At 72.7% G+C, this 16,111-nt stretch carries 15 protein-coding genes; 5 read left to right on the top strand and 10 right to left on the bottom strand.

The features are described 5' to 3' along the window. Positions 1–2 precede the first annotated feature (2 nt). A complete protein-coding gene (nrdR, locus tag KZJ41_RS13260) occupies positions 3–476 on the bottom strand; it encodes a transcriptional regulator NrdR (protein ID WP_029543374.1) in 474 nt (157 codons plus the stop codon). Between the two features lie 192 nt (positions 477–668). Next, entirely contained in the window at positions 669–1,298 is a 630-nt protein-coding gene (locus KZJ41_RS13255; RefSeq protein WP_251550883.1) for a LysM peptidoglycan-binding domain-containing protein, read from the bottom strand. A gap of 251 nt (positions 1,299–1,549) precedes the next feature. On the opposite strand from KZJ41_RS13255, the gene lexA reads away from it, so the two are divergent. After that, positions 1,550–2,263 (top strand): transcriptional repressor LexA, encoded by a 714-nt coding sequence (gene lexA / locus KZJ41_RS13250; protein WP_006935055.1) that lies wholly within the window; start codon positions 1,550–1,552, stop codon positions 2,261–2,263. 94 nt (positions 2,264–2,357) lie between these two features. On the opposite strand, the gene KZJ41_RS13245 is transcribed toward lexA, so the two are convergent. The 3 genes from KZJ41_RS13245 to ptsP form a co-directional block, all read right to left on the bottom strand. After that, entirely contained in the window at positions 2,358–3,500 is a 1,143-nt protein-coding gene (locus KZJ41_RS13245; protein WP_006935056.1) for an acyl-CoA dehydrogenase family protein, read from the bottom strand. An 80-nt stretch (positions 3,501–3,580) separates the two neighbouring features. Next, a complete protein-coding gene (locus KZJ41_RS13240; RefSeq protein ID WP_029543368.1) occupies positions 3,581–4,891 on the bottom strand; it encodes a uracil-xanthine permease family protein in 1,311 nt (436 codons plus the stop codon). Between the two features lie 73 nt (positions 4,892–4,964). After that, entirely contained in the window at positions 4,965–6,650 is a 1,686-nt protein-coding gene (ptsP, locus tag KZJ41_RS13235) for a phosphoenolpyruvate--protein phosphotransferase (protein WP_029543367.1), read from the bottom strand. A gap of 139 nt (positions 6,651–6,789) precedes the next feature. Between ptsP and KZJ41_RS13230 the strand changes: the two genes are divergently transcribed. From KZJ41_RS13230 to KZJ41_RS13215, 4 genes are read left to right on the top strand one after another with little or no spacing between them, the layout of a single operon-like run. Next, positions 6,790–7,557 carry a DeoR/GlpR family DNA-binding transcription regulator gene (locus tag KZJ41_RS13230; RefSeq protein WP_029543365.1) on the top strand — a complete coding sequence of 256 codons (768 nt, stop codon included), beginning with the start codon at positions 6,790–6,792 and terminating at the stop codon, positions 7,555–7,557. Next, a complete protein-coding gene (locus KZJ41_RS13225; RefSeq protein ID WP_065922626.1) occupies positions 7,554–8,576 on the top strand; it encodes a 1-phosphofructokinase family hexose kinase in 1,023 nt (340 codons plus the stop codon). The genes KZJ41_RS13230 and KZJ41_RS13225 overlap by 4 nt, the downstream gene beginning before the upstream one ends. 9 nt (positions 8,577–8,585) lie before the next feature. Next, positions 8,586–10,631: a fructose-specific PTS transporter subunit EIIC gene (locus tag KZJ41_RS13220; RefSeq protein ID WP_029543363.1), complete on the top strand. Its 2,046-nt coding sequence runs from the start codon at positions 8,586–8,588 to the stop codon at positions 10,629–10,631. 38 nt (positions 10,632–10,669) lie between these two features. Next, positions 10,670–10,927 (top strand): HPr family phosphocarrier protein, encoded by a 258-nt coding sequence (locus KZJ41_RS13215; RefSeq protein WP_006935073.1) that lies wholly within the window; start codon positions 10,670–10,672, stop codon positions 10,925–10,927. 2 nt (positions 10,928–10,929) lie between these two features. Here KZJ41_RS13215 and KZJ41_RS13210 read toward each other — a convergent pair whose 3' ends face one another. The 5 genes from KZJ41_RS13210 to KZJ41_RS13190 form a co-directional block, all read right to left on the bottom strand. Then, positions 10,930–11,961, bottom strand: a complete 1,032-nt coding sequence (locus tag KZJ41_RS13210; protein ID WP_065922627.1) for a hypothetical protein — start codon at positions 11,959–11,961, stop codon at positions 10,930–10,932. Then, positions 11,961–13,409 (bottom strand): GTPase HflX, encoded by a 1,449-nt coding sequence (gene hflX / locus KZJ41_RS13205; RefSeq protein ID WP_006935077.1) that lies wholly within the window; start codon positions 13,407–13,409, stop codon positions 11,961–11,963. The genes KZJ41_RS13210 and hflX overlap by 1 nt, the downstream gene beginning before the upstream one ends. Positions 13,410–13,511: 102 nt before the next feature. Then, positions 13,512–14,378 (bottom strand): diaminopimelate epimerase, encoded by an 867-nt coding sequence (gene dapF / locus KZJ41_RS13200; RefSeq protein WP_029543356.1) that lies wholly within the window; start codon positions 14,376–14,378, stop codon positions 13,512–13,514. Between the two features lie 10 nt (positions 14,379–14,388). Beyond that, the gene (gene miaA / locus KZJ41_RS13195) at positions 14,389–15,324 is read right to left on the bottom strand and encodes a tRNA (adenosine(37)-N6)-dimethylallyltransferase MiaA (RefSeq protein ID WP_029543354.1); all 936 of its coding nucleotides are present in this window, start codon (positions 15,322–15,324) and stop codon (positions 14,389–14,391) included. Beyond that, complete coding sequence (locus KZJ41_RS13190) at positions 15,312–16,028, bottom strand: hypothetical protein (RefSeq protein WP_029543353.1); 717 nt, start codon at positions 16,026–16,028, stop codon at positions 15,312–15,314. Before KZJ41_RS13190 ends, miaA begins: the two co-directional genes overlap by 13 nt. Between the last annotated feature and the right edge of the window lie 83 nt (positions 16,029–16,111).

The following is a 16,111-nucleotide window of genomic DNA, read 5'->3' as shown; positions in this document are numbered from 1 at the left end:
GCTCAGTCCGGGGACTCGGTCTCGCGTCGGTGCTGGTGCTCGCGCAGTTCCTTGATCTCGCGCTCGAAATCCTCTGCGGAGCTGAAGGACCGGTAGACGGAGGCGAATCGCAGATACGCCACCTCGTCCAGGTCCCGCAGCGGGCCGAGGATGGCCAGACCGACCTCGTTGCTCGGAATCTCCGGGGAACCCTTGGCCCGCACCGCGTCCTCGACCTGCTGGGCGAGGAGGTTGAGGGCGTCGTTGTCGACGTCGCGGCCCTGGCAGGCACGGGCCACCCCGCGCACCACCTTCTCCCGGCTGAACGGTTCGGTGACGCCGCTGCGCTTGACGACCGACAGCACCGCCGTCTCGACGGTGGTGAAACGCCTGCCGCACTGGGGGCATGCCCTTCGGCGACGGATCGCGGCCCCCTCGTCGGCTTCGCGGGAATCGACGACGCGGGAATCGGGGTGCCGGCAATACGGGCAGTACATGTCGATTCCTTCGTCGTAGCCGTGCTGGCCGCGACGTCGGCGTCGAACCGATGCCGTCCTCCCGAGACCGGACTCACCGGCAGGCGAATCGCTCTCGGCGCGACCACACGAGGTGGTGTGACTGACAAGAGTCGACAATACCTGCATACCCGGATCGTCGGCCGGATCCGGTACCCGCCCGTCCATGCCGGTTCACCGCGGCGCGGAGGCCGGAACGAGCAGGGTCTGGCCGTCCCGCAGACGGCCGTCCGACATGGCATTGAGTTCGAGGATCCGCTCGATCGCCTCGGGGCGGGGCAAACCCGGAGTCACCCGCGCCGCGACGTCGCCGAGCGACTCCCCCGCCTGCACGACGGTGACGTCGGTACGTGCGGCCCCGGCCGCAACCTGGCTGGTGCGCAGGTGGGCAATCCCGAGCAGTCCCGCGGTCGCGACCGCGGTCAGCAGGGCCGTCGCCAGTACGGTGCGCAGGCCGGGCTGCGCGGTCCCGGCGGGCCGGTGCGGGACGCGCGAGACCCGGACCGGAGCGCGCCGGTAGTCCACCACCCCCGGATCCGGGCGGACCGGCAGCCGCCGGTCCGGCGCCTCGTGCGGCCGCCGGGCGAGGTGCGTCGCCGCGGAGCGTCGTGCCCGGCCCTCGCCGTCCCGTCCGGTGTCGTACTGCCCTGTGTCCTCGAACTGCCCGGTGTCGTTGCACGGCCCTGTGTCGCACTGCCCGGTGTCGTCGTAGTGTCCCGTGTCGTACTGCCCGGTGTCGTCGCACTGGTCTGGGTGGTGCCGGGTGTCGTTCCATTCGGTGCGGCGAACTGCTGATGTCCTCATCGAGGCCTCCGTGTCGCTCGTCCGCGGGACGGGGCCCGCGGCGGAACTTCGGTCACCGCTCGATCGACGGCGAGAGTAATTCGATCACCTGTTCGAAAGAACGTGTGTTCGATGTGTACCACGCCGCTCCGACAAAGTCAGCACTACCGGCCGAAAATCTCGAACAGATGTTTGATAACCGGCCATCGGAGAGCTAGATTCGATCCATCACATCCAGCACATCCGACACACGACGCACGGAGGTCACGATCATGACGGACGGCCATCCCCGGGCCGGGCGGAGCCGGACGACCACCGCCGATCCGGCCGCCGGCCTGACCGAACGCCAGCGCCGCGTCCTCGAGGTGATCCGCGAATCGGTCACCGAACGGGGCTACCCTCCGAGCATCCGCGAGATCGGCGACGCGGTGGGCCTCAACTCCACCTCGTCGGTGGCGCACCAGTTGCGCACCCTCGAACGCAAGGGCTTCCTCCGGCGCGATCCGAACCGCCCCCGGGCAGTGGACGTGCGCGGCCTCGACGATCCGCAGCCTGCGGCCCCGCAGGCGCAGCCGGCGGAGGGGGTCGACACCGCCGCCGAGTCCGCCACGCCGGCCGCCATGGTTCCCGTGCTGGGCAGGATCGCGGCGGGCGGTCCGATCCTGGCGGAGGAGTCCGTCGAGGACGTGTTCCCGCTCCCGAGAGAACTGGTGGGGCAGGGTTCGCTGTTCCTGCTCAAGGTGGTCGGCGAATCGATGGTCGATGCGGCCATCTGCGACGGTGACTGGGTGGTGGTGCGCCAGCAGAACGTCGCGGACAACGGCGATATCGTCGCCGCGATGCTCGACGGCGAAGCGACCGTGAAGACGTTCAAGCGCGTGAAGAAGGACGTGTGGCTGATGCCGCACAACCCGATGTTCGAACCGATTCCGGGCAACGACGCCGTCATCCTGGGCAAGGTCGTCACCGTGATCCGCAAGCTCTGACCTCGCTCCTCCCCCGCGAACGCGCGCGGGCGGCGCCGCGGATCGCGGCGCCGCCCGTGCTCGTTCCGGGCCGGGACCGGTGCCCCGGGGCCGGTCAGAGATTCAGGCCGCGGCCGATGATGTCCTTCATGATCTCGTTGGTGCCGCCGTAGATCTTCTGCACGCGGGCGTCGAGATACGCCTTCGCGACCGGGTATTCGCGCATGTAGCCGTAACCGCCGTGCAACTGCAGGCACCGGTCGATCAGCTCGACCTGCTTGTCGGTGGTCCAGTACTTGGCCATCGCCGCCTCCTGCACGCTCAGGGTTCCGGCGTTGAGCTGCTCGATGCACCTGTCGACGAACACGCGCGCGAGGGTGGTCTCGGTGGCCAGCTCCGCCAGCTCGAACCGGGTGTTCTGGAAGCTGCCGATCGACTTGCCGAACGCCTTGCGGTCGCGGCAGTACTGCATCGTGTCCTCGAGCACGGCCTCCATCGCCGCCGCCGCCACCACGGCGATCGACAGGCGCTCCTGCGGCAGGTTCTGCATCAGGTAGATGAAGCCCAGGCCCTCCTCACCGAGGAGGTTGGCGGCGGGCACCCGCACGTCGGTGAAGTGCAGCTCGGCGGTGTCCTGCGCCGCGAGGCCGATCTTGTCGAGATTGCGGCCGCGCTCGAAGCCGGCCATCCCGCGCTCGACGACGAGGAGCGAGAAGCCCTGCGCCCCCTTGTCCGGGTCGGTGCAGGCGACGACGATCACCAGGTCCGCGTTGATGCCGTTGGTGATGAAGGTCTTGGAACCGTTGAGGATCCACTCCTCGCCGTCCCGCACCGCGCGGGTCTTGATGCCCTGCAGGTCGCTGCCCGTGCCGGGCTCGGTCATCGCGATCGCGGTGATGATCTCGCCGGAACAGAATCCCGGCAGCCAGCGCCGCTTCTGCTCCTCGTTCGCCAGCTTCAGCAGGTACGGCGCCACGACGTCGTTGTGCAGCATGAAACCGATGCCGCTGAAACCTCCGCGCGTGGTCTCCTCGGTGACGATCGTGTTGTAGCGGAAGTCCTCGACACCGCCGCCGCCGTACTCCTCGGGCACGGCCATGCCCAGGAAGCCCTGCGCGCCTGCCTTCTTCCAGACCTCACGGTCGACGATCTTGTCCTGCTCCCACTGCTCGTGGAAGGGAGCCACCTCCTGCTCGAGGAACTTCCGGTACGACTCGCGGAAAAGTTCGTGCTCGGGCTCGAAGAGGGTGCGTTCCATGTGCGCTCCTGTATCCGATGACGTACGTCACGCTCACGGTAGACATCGGAGGACGGGTCTGACGCTGACAGGAACGAGCGTTATTTGTGACCGGACACGCCGGGCGGCCGGCGGCGCAGGTCCGCCAATCGCCGCAGGAGCGGGTAGGCGATCAGGATGCCGATCGAGCCCCACGCGATGCCACCGAGTTCGACGGAACCCACAGTGAGGGTGAGGTCGCCGATCCCGGCCACGAGCGCGGCGGCGGCCACCGTGAGGTTGACCGGATCGGTGAAGTCGACCTTCGCCTCCATCCAGATCCGCACGCCGAGGATGCCGATCAAGCCGTACAGGACCAGGGTGGCGCCGCCGAGCACGCCGTCCGGGACGGTGAAGACGAGGGCACCGAACTTCGGGGAGAAGGCGAGGACCACGGCCGTCGCGGCGGCCACCCAGTACGCCGCGGTCGAGTACACCCGCGTCGCGGCCATCACGCCGATGTTCTCGGCGTAGGTGGTGGTGCCCGAGCCGCCACCGACCCCGGCGAGCGTCGTGGCCAGGCCGTCGGCGAGCAGCGCGTCGCCGGCGACGTCGTCGAGATTGCGGCCGGTCATGGCCGCCACGGCCTTGACGTGGCCGACGTTCTCGGCGACGAGAACCACCACGACGGGCAGGGCGATCAGCACCACGGACAGCTCGAACGCGGGGGCGCGCAGTTCGGGCAGGCCGAACCACGCGGCGTCGCGCAGGGCCGCGACGCGTTCCTCGGCGAGGCCGCCGGAGACGGCGGCGAAGAGCCAGCCGACGATCACGCCGACGAGAATGCCGAGGCGGCCGACGAGGCCGGGGCCGAGCACCGTGACGAGCAGGATCGCGGCCAGCGTGATCGCCGCGACGAGCGGCTGGGCCTCGAAGGATCCGACCGCGACCGGCGCGAGGTTCAGGCCGATGAGGGCGACGATCGCGCCGGTCACGACGGGCGGCATCAGCGCGTCGACGACGCGGGACCCCAGCGCCTTGACGACGAGACCGACGAGCGCGAGGGCGACTCCTACGGCGACGATGCCGCCGAGCTGGGCGGCGGGGCCCTCGCCGGCCGAGGCCGCCAGCGGCGCGATGAACGCGAACGACGAGCCGAGATAGCTGGGCACCCGGCCGCGGGTGATCAGCAGGAACAGGGCGGTGCCGACACCGGAGAAGAGCAGCGTCGTGGTGACCGGGAAGCCTGTGATCGTCGGCACGAGCAGCGTGGCGCCGAACATCGCGATCACGTGCTGCATGCCGATGCCCACGGTGCGGGGCCAGGACAGTCGTTCGTCCGGGGCGACGACCTCGCCGTCGGCAACGCGACGTCCGTCGCCGTGCAGGGTCCAGCCGAACCCGGCCGTCCGCGTCCTCAGTTGTTCGTTCACAACGGGGAATGGTAGGCGCCGGCCGGCTCCGGGAGCAGGTCGCGGGGGTCGCTCCCGACGCGGATCACCTCGGTCAGGCGAGCACGCGGGCCGCCGCCTCGCGCGCCTCGCCGGGGTCGACGGTGCGGAGCACTTCGTCCGCGGCCTCGCGGCACCGGTCGAGGGTGACCGTGGCCAGGCGGGAGCCGACGCCGGCGACGGCTGCTGCCGCACAGGACAACGAGGTGACCCCCATGCCGGTCAGGACACAGCCGAGCAACGGGTCGGCTGCCGCCTCCCCGCACACCCCGACCCGCTTGCCGGCCGCGCGCCCGGCGGCGGCGGTGCGGGCGACCAGGGCCAGCACGGCCGGCTGCCACGGGTCGGTGAGGGCCGCGAGGTGCGGCGACATGCGGTCCGCGGCCATCGTGTACTGCGCGAGGTCGTTGGTGCCGATCGACAGGAAGTCGACGTGTTCGAGGAGGCGTTCGGCGAGCAGCGCGGCAGCCGGCACCTCCACCATCACCCCCGGCACGAGGTCGCGGGCGCGGACGGCGGCGGCGAAGTGCGCGGCCTCCGCGACGGTCGCGATCATCGGCGCCATCACCCACGGCGCGGCGCCTGTGCGGGCGGCCGCGGCGGCGACGGCGTCGAGCTGCCGGTCGAGCAGTCCTTCGGTGGCGGTCGCGATCCGGATGCCGCGCAACCCGAGTGCGGGGTTGTGCTCGTCGGGGTGGTTGACGAAGCGCAGCGGCTTGTCGGAGCCCGCGTCGAGGGTCCGCAGGACGACCTTCCGGCCGGCGAAGGCGGTGAAGACCTCCGCGTAGATCGCGGCCTGTTCCTCGACGGTCGGCTCGGTTTCCCGGTCCAGGAAGCACAGCTCGGTCCGAAACAGGCCGACCCCCTCGGCCGGGGTCTCGCGGGCGGCACGGGCACCGGCGCCGTCCTGCACGTTCGCGAGGATCTCGACACGATGACCGTCCGCGGTGGTGCCGGGGCCGGCCCAGGACGCGATGCGCGCACGCTCGCTGCGGTCGGTTGCGACCGCAGCGGCCGCGCCTTCGGGGTCGGGGTCGAGACGGATCTCACCGGCGGCCCCGTCGAGGAGGACGCGGGTGCCGGCGGGAACGGTGTCCAGGTCGGCCGCCGCGACCACGCAGGGGATGCCGAGCTGCCGGGCGATGATCGCGGTGTGGCTGGTGGGCCCGCCGAGGGTGGTGGCGAGCCCGATCACGCGGGTCGGATCGAGGCCGGCGGTGTCGGCGGGGGCGAGGTCCTCCGCGAAGAGAATCGACGGTTCCTCGGGCAGGTCGAGACCGGGTTCGGGGTGGCCGCTGAGCTCGGCGAGCACGCGGTCGCGGATGTCGAGGAGGTCGGTGACGCGCTCGGCCATCAGCCCGCCGAGCTTGGTGAACATGTCGGCGAACTGGTCGGTGGCGCCGACGGCGGCCTCGACCGCGCCGGCTCCGCTGCGGATCTTCGCGGCGACGGCGCCGAGCCAGCCGCGGTCCTCGGCGAGCTGGGCGTTGGCGAGCAGGACCTCGGCGGCGGCGCCCGAGGCCTGGCCGGCGCGGCTGCGCAGCCGGTCCGCGACGGTGGTGGCGGCCGCCCGGAAACGCTCCGCCTCGGCGTCGCGCGCGGTGTCCGGGATGCTCTCGAACGTGGCGGGTATCTGCGGCCGCGGCGCGGGGCGCACGACTGGGCCGTAGGCAACCCCGGGCACGACGGGCGTGCCCCGAACGATCGACATCTCCGCCGCTGCGGGAATCACCTTCTCCATGTCTCCTCCTCGCCGCCCGGTGTGTCGGGATGGGCCTCCGGGGTAATTCTGTGATCGAGATTACTCCGAACCATTGACATGTCAACACATACGGGCGTAAAACAACATAAACCAACATTTCGGCGGTGAGGAGCCCGGCGTGTACGCAGAGGAACGGCAGCAGGCGATCGCCGAGCTGATCGGCCGACGGGGACGGATGTCCGTCGCCGATCTGGCCACCCGTTTCCGCGTCACCACCGAGACCGTCCGCCGGGACCTCGCCCTGCTCGAGCGGCTCGGCCATGTGCGCCGGGTGCACGGCGGCGCGATCCCCACCGCAGCGCTCACGGTGACCGAACCCGCGCTGAGCGAGCGCGAGCACACCCACGCCGCACAGAAAGACCGGATCGCCGCCGCGGCGGCCCGGTACCTTCCCCCCGCCGGCGGCAGTGTGGTGTTCGACGCCGGCACCACCACCGGCCGGCTGGTGGCGGCGCTGCCCGCTGACGTGGACCTCGAGGTGGTCACCAACTCGGTTCCGATCGCCGCGCGGCTCGCCGGCCTCGGATCGGTGCGCCTGCACATGCTCGGCGGCCGGGTCCGCGGGATCACGCAGGCCAGCGTGGGCGAGGACGCGCTGCGATTCCTCCGGGCTCTGCACGTCGACGTCGCCTTCATCGGCACCAACGCGCTCAGCGTCGGCCACGGCCTGTCCACTCCCGACCCGGACGAGGCCGCCGTCAAGCGCGCGATGGTCCGATGCGCCGACCGGGTGGTCGTCGTCGCCGACTCCTCCAAGATCGGCCGACAGCACCTGATCAGCTTCGCCCCCGTCGACGCCGTGGACGTGCTCGTCACGGACACCGAGATCGACGACACCGACTGCAAAGAGCTCACCGACAACGGAATCGAGGTGGTGACGGCATGATCGTCACGCTGACCGCCAACCCCAGCCTGGACCGGACGGTCGCACTGACGGGCCCGCTCGTCCGCGGCGCCGTGCACCGCGCCGCCGCCACCCGCGTGGACCCGGGCGGCAAGGGCGTCAACGTCGCCCGCGTGCTCCGCGCGGCCGGCCGGCCGGTCCTGGCCGTCCTGCCGGGAAACACCGGCGACCCGTTGCTCGCCGCGCTCGACGACCACGGCATCGGCTACCGCGCCGTTCCGACCGGGGGCTTCGCGCGCAGCAACATCACCGTCGCCGAGCCCGACGGCACCACCACCAAGCTCAACGAGCCCGGCCCGGCGTATACCGAAGGGACACTCGATGCGCTGCGCCGGACCGTCGTCGATGCCGCCGCCGACGCCCGCTGGGTGGTGATGTCCGGATCGCTGCCGCCCGGCGTGCCCGCCGACTGGTACGCCGATCTCGTCCGCTCCGTCCGCGCGGCCGCCGTCGACGGGTCCGTCGCGTGCCGCATCGCGGTGGACACCTCCGAGTCTCCCCTGCTGTCGCTCGCGGCCCGGTTCCCCGACGCCGCCCCCGACCTGCTCAAACCGAACTCGGACGAGCTCGCCCAGCTCACCGGCGCGGACGCCGCCGCCCTGGAATCCGCGGCGGCGGCCGGCGACACCGGACCCGTCGTCGCCGCCGGACGCCGGCTCGTCGAGCGCGGCGTCGGGGCGGTGCTGGCCACGCTCGGCGCGGCCGGCGCGGTGCTGATCACCGCCGAGGGTGCCTGGCACGCGGTGCCCGGACCCGTGACCGCGCGCAGCACCGTCGGCGCCGGCGACTCCTCCCTCGCCGGCTATCTCGTCGCGGAGCTGGCCGGGCTCGGCCCCGCCGAGCGCCTCCGCCACGCCGTCGCGTACGGCTCGGCGGCCGTGGCACTTCCCGGCACCACGCTTCCCGGACCCGACGACGTCGACACCGGCGCCGTCGAGGTCGCTCCGCTCCGCCCCGTTCCCCTGGACACCCCGTCCCCGGCCCTCCCTCACCACCAGTAAGGACACGCCATGCCAGACATCGCTTCCGGCGCCACCTCCGGGCCCGCGATCATCGACGACGGCCTGATCGCGCTCGACGCAGACCTCGGCGCCGACAAGGAGTCGGTCATCGCCGCGCTGGCCTCGCGGCTGGCCGCCGCCGGCCGCGCCACCGACGCGGCGGCACTGACCGCCGCCGCCCTGGACCGGGAGGCCAAGTCGGCCACCGGCCTGCCCGGTGGGATCGCCATCCCGCACTGCCGCGCCGACGCCGTCGCCACCGCGTCGCTCGGCTTCGCGCGACTGTCCCCCAAGGTGGACTTCGGGGCCCCCGACGGACCCGCCGACCTCGTGTTCCTCATCGCCGCCCCGGAGGGGGCCGGAGCCGAGCACATGAAGCTGCTCTCGTCGCTCGCCCGGGCACTCGTGCGGCCGGACTTCGTCGGGTCACTGCGCGACGCGGCCACACCCGCGGACGTGATCGCGCTGGTCGAGGGGGTTCTGCCGAAACCGGCCCCGGCCACCACCGCGGCCCCGGCCGCCGAGTCCGCGCCGGCCACCCCGGCGCCCGAACCCACCCCGGCCGCCGAGCGCACCATCGTCGCTGTCACCGCCTGCCCGACGGGAATCGCCCACACCTACATGGCCGCCGATGCCCTCAAGGCCGCGGGCGAACGCGCCGGAGTCACGGTGCGGGTCGAGACCCAGGGTTCGAGCGGCAGCACCCCCCTGCCGGCGTCCGTGATCGCCGGCGCCGACGCCGTCATCTTCGCCACCGACGTCGGCGTGAAGAACCGCGAACGGTTCGCCGGCAAACCGGTGGTCGCCTCGGGCGTCAAGCGGGCGATCAACGAGCCCGACGTGATGGTCGCCGAGGCGATGCGCGCGGCGAAGGACCCGTCCGCGGGCACCGTCGACGCGGCCGCCGTGGCTGCGGCCGCCGACGAACCCTCGGCGGGCGAGGTCGGCTGGGGCACCCGGCTGCGTCAGATCCTGCTGACCGGCGTGAGCTACATGATCCCGTTCGTCGCCGCGGGCGGCCTGCTCATCGCCCTCGGATTCCTGCTCGGCGGGTACGAGATCACCGAGCCCGCCGCCGACATCGTGGTCGGCAACTCGCTGACCGACCTCCCGGACGGCGGCCTGACCACCTATCTCGGCGCGGTTCTGTTCCAGCTCGGCTCGCTGGCGTTCTCCTTCCTGGTGCCCGCCCTGGCGGGCTTCATCGCCTTCGCGATCGCGGACCGGCCCGGCCTGGCGCCCGGCTTCACCGCCGGCGCGGTGGCCGTGTTCGTCGGGGCCGGCTTCATCGGTGGCCTCGTCGGCGGCCTCATCGCAGGCTTCGCAGCGCTGTGGGTGGGTCGCATCCCGGTCCCGGTGTGGGCCCGCGGGCTGATGCCGGTGGTGATCATCCCGCTGTTCGCCACCCTCATCGTCGGCGCCCTCATGTTCCTCGTCCTCGGCAAGCCCCTCGCCGCGATCACCACGGGCCTGACGAACTGGCTCAACGGCCTGTCCGGGAGTTCGGTCGTCATCCTCGGCGTGATCCTCGGCCTGATGATGTGCTTCGACCTCGGCGGCCCGGTCAACAAGGCCGCCTACGCCTTCGCCGTCGCCGGGCTCGACGTCTCGAACAACGCCTCGCTGCAGATCATGGCGGCCGTGATGGCCGCCGGCATGGTGCCGCCGCTGGCGATGGCACTGTCGTCGACGCTGCGGCCGGGCATCTACAGCACCGCCGAACGCGAGAACGGCAAGGCCGCATGGCTGCTCGGTGCCTCGTTCATCTCCGAGGGAGCGATCCCGTTCGCGGCGGCGGACCCGCTGCGGGTGATCCCGTCGATGATGGCCGGCGGCGCCGTCACCGGCGCGATCGTGATGGCCACCGGGACGACCCTCAGCGCCCCGCACGGCGGCATCTTCGTGTTCTTCGCCATCGGCAACCTGCTGTGGTTCCTGGTCGCCCTCGCCGCCGGCACCGTCGTGGGTGCGCTGTGCGTGACCCTCGCCAAGGAGGTGCACCGGCCCGCCCACCTGCGCAGCAGCGACACCGCGGCCCAGCCCGCCGTCGCCTGATCGGATCCGACGACCGTCCCTACCCCGAAGGAGTTCCCATGCCCAGCACCACCGTCACCGTCGGCTCGTCCATCGGCCTGCATGCCCGGCCGGCCGGCATCATCGCCGAAGCCGTGGTCGCCTCCGGAGTCCCGGTGACCCTGGCCGTGGACGGCGGCGAACCCGTCGACGCGGGCTCGGCGCTGCTCATCATGACGCTCGGCGCCACCCAGGGCACCGAGGTCACCGTGACCAGCGACGACACCGACGTGCTCGCCCGGGTCGCCGAGCTGGTGGCCGCCGACCTCGACGCCTGACGTCAGCCCCGGCGGCGGCGCGCGGCCCGTCGCCACAGCCCGCCTGCGGCGGCTGCGATCACCACGATGCCCGCGGCGATCGCCGCGGGCATCGCTCCGTCCGGGGTCTGCGCCGGCTCCTCCGCAGGCGTGGGCCGGAACAGGCCCACCACGTCGCGCCACACCCGCACTCCCGGCAGGGCGCCGCCGGCGGATTCGGAAGCGGTCAGCAGGTCCCCGCTCGCGGTGAAGGCCACCGCCTCGCCCTGGGGTTCGTGGGGCACCGGCACCCGCAGGGCCGGGCCCGCCGCGAGCGCCGCCGCGACGTCGCCGTCGGGGGCGTGGAAGAGGTAGACATCGGTGTACGTGCGCACTGCGGCGACGGTGCCGTCGGCGCTGACCGCGCCACCGGTGACCAGCGCGGAGGAGGCCCCGCCGACGGGTCCGCCGGGGGTGTCCGTGGGGCCGAGGGTCAGGGATCCGACGCGTTCGAGCGGGACCGGCCCCGGGTCGGGCAGGTCGTCCACGCTCCGCCCGCCCGCCGGCCGGTAGATCCCGGCACTGCCGAACAGCGGCTTGGAGACGATCAGCGGCACCCCGTCGCGCGGGACGAGCAGCGTCTCCGCGTCGCGTGGGCCGTCGGGATAGGTGAGCCGGTGCAGGCTGCCCGCGCCGGTCTGCGGGTCGACCGAGATCAGCGCGACGGTGTCGCGCGCGGCGCGATTGTCGCCGACGTCGCCGAGCCACAGCCGGCCGTCCGGACCGGCGGCGAGGTCCTCCACGTCGTACGGGTCGACGGGCGGCGGGATGCGGCGCACCACCGCGCAGTCGGCCCCGAGCTCGAACACCGCCTCGTCGGCCCCGGCGTCCGGCACCGCGAACACGCGATCACCGGAGGCGACGAGGCCCGACAGCTCCGCGAGGGCGGGATCGGTGGGGGTGCACAGCACGCCACCGTCGACCTCGGCGATCGGGACCGTGGAGGTCTGCGCCGCGGCGGCCGGCGCCGACACGACGGCCGCCGAGGCCACCAGGCCGACGAGGGCCCCGCGCACTAGGCGGCGTACTCGACCAGGGCCGACGCGAGCGCCTGCGGCACGCGGGCATGCACGCGCGTACCGTCCACCTCGTGCGCGGAGTTCAGGACCTGCCCGTCCGAGTGGATCCGCGCGAGCAGGTCGCCCCGCGTGTACGGCAGCAGCACCTTCACCTCGACGTCCGGGTGCTCGAGCAGCGCGGCGAGGTGCTCGCGCAGTTCGTCGAGTCCCTCGCCGCTGCGCGCCGAGACGAACACCGCGTCGGGCAGCAGGGCGCGCAGCTCGGTGAGGGTCAGCGGGTCGGCGGCGTCGACCTTGTTCACCACGATCAGCTCGGGCGGCGGCGGAGCGTCGGACTCGCGCAGCACGTCGGTGATCACCTCGCGCACGGCCTTGATCTGGTCCGTCGGCAACGGATCGGACCCGTCCACCACGTGCAGCAGCAGGTCCGCGTCCGTGACCTCCTCGAGGGTGGAGCGGAACGCCTCGACGAGCTGGGTCGGCAGGTGCCGCACGAAGCCGACGGTGTCGGTGAGCACGTACTCCCGTCCGTCCGGCAGTTCGGCCCGGCGGGTGGTCGGGTCGAGCGTCGCGAACAACGCGTTCTGCACCAGCACACCGGAACCGGTGAGCTTGTTGAGCAGGCTGGACTTGCCGGCGTTGGTGTAGCCGACGATCGCGACCGACGGGATGCGGTTGCGCATGCGCCGGGTGCGCTTGGTGTCGCGAACGGACTTCATCGCCTTGATCTCGCGGCGCAGCTTGGCCATCCGTTCGCGGATGCGGCGACGGTCCGTCTCGATCTTCGTCTCGCCGGGACCGCGCAGGCCCACGCCGCCGTTGCTGCCGGCACGGCCGCCGGCCTGCCGCGACATCGACTCGCCCCAGCCGCGCAGTCGCGGCAGCATGTACTCCATCTGCGCGAGCGATACCTGCGCCTTGCCTTCACGGGAGGTGGCGTGCTGGGCGAAGATGTCGAGGATCAGTGCGGTGCGGTCGATGACCTTGACCTTGACGATCTTCTCCAGGGCGGTCAGCTGCGCGGGGGTCAGCTCGCCGTCGCAGATGACGGTGTCGGCACCGGTGGCCAGCACCACCTGGCGCAGTTCCTCGGCCTTGCCGGAGCCGATGTAGGTCGCGGCGTCGGGACGGTCCCGGCGCTGGATCAGGCCCTCGAGTACCTCGGAGCCCGCGGTCTCGGCCAGTGCGGCGAGCTCGGCGAGGCTGGCCTCGGCCTGGGCCGCGGTGCCGCCGGTCCACACCCCGACCAGCACGACCCGCTCGAGGCGGAGCTGCCGGTATTCGACCTCGGTGATGTCCTCGAGTTCGGTGGACAGCCCGGCGACGCGGCGCAGGGCGCTGCGGTCCTCGAGCTGCATCTCGCCGACCGACGGGTCGGCGGGGGCCCAGCCCGCGACGCGGTCCGCGTCGTCGGTGGCCGATTCGTTTCGTCGTGTGTTCGTCATACACGACCATCGTCCCACGTCGGACGCGCCGACGCATGCGACTTTCCGGGTGTCCGCGCAGGGCGAAACCCGCGCGGCGCACCGGCGCCGCCGGGCCGGGAGTCAGTCCAGGCCGCCCCACCAGTCGTCGCCGATCGTGCCCGACGCCACCAGCACCGACGGGCCGCGCAACGCGGCCCGGCCGTCCTCGAGGCGCACCTGCACGGTCCCGCCGGGGACGTGCACCTGGACCGTACCGGAGCCGGACCCGTCGAAACGCAACGCCGCGGCGGCGGCCGCGACCGTGCCGGTGCCGCAGGACCGGGTCTCCCCCACGCCCCGCTCGTACACCCGCATGTCCACCGCGCCCGCGGAGATGGGCGTGAGGAACTCGATGTTGACCCCCTGCGGGAAGAAGCCGGGGTCGAAACCCGGACCGGAAAGGTCGAGGGCGGCCAGGGTCGCCGCGGTCAGGTGCGGATCGACACAGGCCAGGTGCGGGTTGCCGACGTCGATGCCCAGCCCGCGGTACACCCGGCCCTCGATGGTGGCCGTCGACTCCCCCAGCTCCCGCACCACACCCATGTCGACGGTGACCTCGCCGTGGGTGGCGTCGGCGCTGTGCACCTGCACCGGCTTGCCGCCGGCACGGCTGCCGACGACGAACTCGCCGCGCGACTCGAGCCCGCTGGCGGTGACGAAGTGCGCGAACACCCGCACCCCGTTGCCGCACATCTCCGCGATCGAGCCGTCGGCGTTGCGGTAGTCCATGAACCAGTCGTCGGCGTCCGTCCCCTCGGGCAGTGCCGGCAGAACCCCGGCGTCGACCAGCGCCCCGGCGCGCGCGACGCGCAGGACCCCGTCCGCCCCGAGGCCGCGACGGCGGTCGCACAGCGCCGCCACCCGCTTCGGCTCGAGGGAGATCCGCACGTCGGGATCCGGGAGGATCACGAAGTCGTTCTCGGTGCCGTGGCCCTTGCTGAAGTCCATGCCCGTCACCTTAACGACGGTTCGCATCGGCGAGAACCCGCAGCGCCGTGTCCCGCAGCGCCGGATCGGCACCGTCGAGCCAGTGCACCCGCGGATCCCGGCGGAACCACGAGCGTTGCCGGCGCACGTAGCGCCGCGTCCCGATGAAGGTGCGCTCGCGGGCGTGGGCGAGGTCGCACTCACCGGCCAGGTACTCGAGCACCTGCGCGTACCCGATCGCCCGACGGGCGGTTACCCCCTCGTGCAGCCCCTGCTCGCACAGCGCCGCCACCTCGTCGACCAGTCCGCGCTCGAACATCAGGTCCGTGCGCCGAGCGATCCGGTCGTCGAGGGCCACGGTGTCCCGGTCCACCCCCAGCACGACGGTCCCCCATCTGGGATCGCCGATCTGCGGCTGCGACGCCGCGAACGGCGCCCCGGTGAGCTCGACCACTTCGAGGGCGCGGACCATGCGGCGGCCGTCGGTGGGGAGGATCGTCGCCGCGGCGACCGGGTCGGCCCGCTGCAGCGCCGCGTGCACCGCGGCCACCCCCTCGTCGGCGAGCAGCGCCTCCCACTTGGCCCGTACCTGCGGATCCGTCGCGGGGAACTGCCACTCGTCGAGGAGGGCCTGCACGTACATCATCGAGCCGCCGACGATGATCGGCACGGCGCCGCGGTCCCGGATCGCCTCGACGTCGGCGGTCGCGGCCTGCTGGTAGCGGGCGACCGTGGCGGTCTCGGTGACATCGAGGACGTCGAGCTGATGGTGGGTGATGCCGCGCCGCTCGTCGACGGGCAGCTTGGCGGTGCCGATGTCCATGCCGCGGTACTGCTGCATCGCATCGATGTTGACGATCTCCCCGCCGAGCTCCTCGGCGAGATCGAGACCCAGATCGGACTTGCCGGTGGCCGTCGGGCCGACGACGGCCACCGGAGGGAGGGGCTCACGGGTCACGGTCGCCACATCCCGACGTGGTATCCCACGCCGTACGGCGCGCTGCTGTGGGTCGTGGCGGCCGCCGCCGGTCCGTCGGAGCCGAACACCGCGGCCAGCACCTGCCATGCGGCGCGGCCGTCGAGGACCAGTTCGGTGCAGAGCGCCGGGTCGAGCGCGGCGAGCGCGGCGGCGTCGCCGACCGCGAGGGCGGCGCCGAGCGCCTCGTCCACCTCCTGCGCCCCGGGGTGGTAGGCCCCGGGTGCCTTCGCGGTGAGCGTGGCCGGGCCATCCGCGACCACGAGCAGGGCCGTCGGGGTGCGGTCCGCGTCCAGGGCGCCGCGCAGCCGCCGCCCGAAGCGGGCGCAGTCCTGCGGGGTCGTGTCGGCCGGCACGACGTGCGTGGTGGCGCGCACGACCGGCGCCGTCCGGTCGCGCAACCAGCCCGCGATCAGGGCCGGCAGCGGCAGCTGCGGATCGGGCGTCCCCGCGGTCGCCGGCCCGAGCGATACGGCCAGGTCGACACCGAAGCCGCGGAACGTTCCGACGGCCGTGTCCGGGAGGTGCGCAGCCTCCGTGCCCGTACCGACGACGACCCACTGCGCCGCGGCGCGCAGTTCCGCCCCGACGTCGAGCACGGCGGCGCGCAGGTCGGCGGTCTCGGCGGCCGCGGAGCCGGTCAACTCGGGAACGAGCAGGGGTGGGGACGGCACGAACGCCGCGGCGATCAACACACGGGCCACCGTAGTCGACCCGACCCGCCGCCTCCCGGCCGTGCGACCTGTTTCAATAGTGGGCGGGCGTGGTCTCGGAGCGA

It is taken from the genome of Rhodococcus sp. 11-3, from assembly GCF_023704055.1.
Taxonomy (GTDB): Bacteria; Actinomycetota; Actinomycetes; order Mycobacteriales; family Mycobacteriaceae; genus Rhodococcus; species Rhodococcus aetherivorans.
The sequence above is the reverse complement of the archived record's forward strand: the minus strand, read 5'-3'. Positions and strand labels throughout refer to the sequence as shown.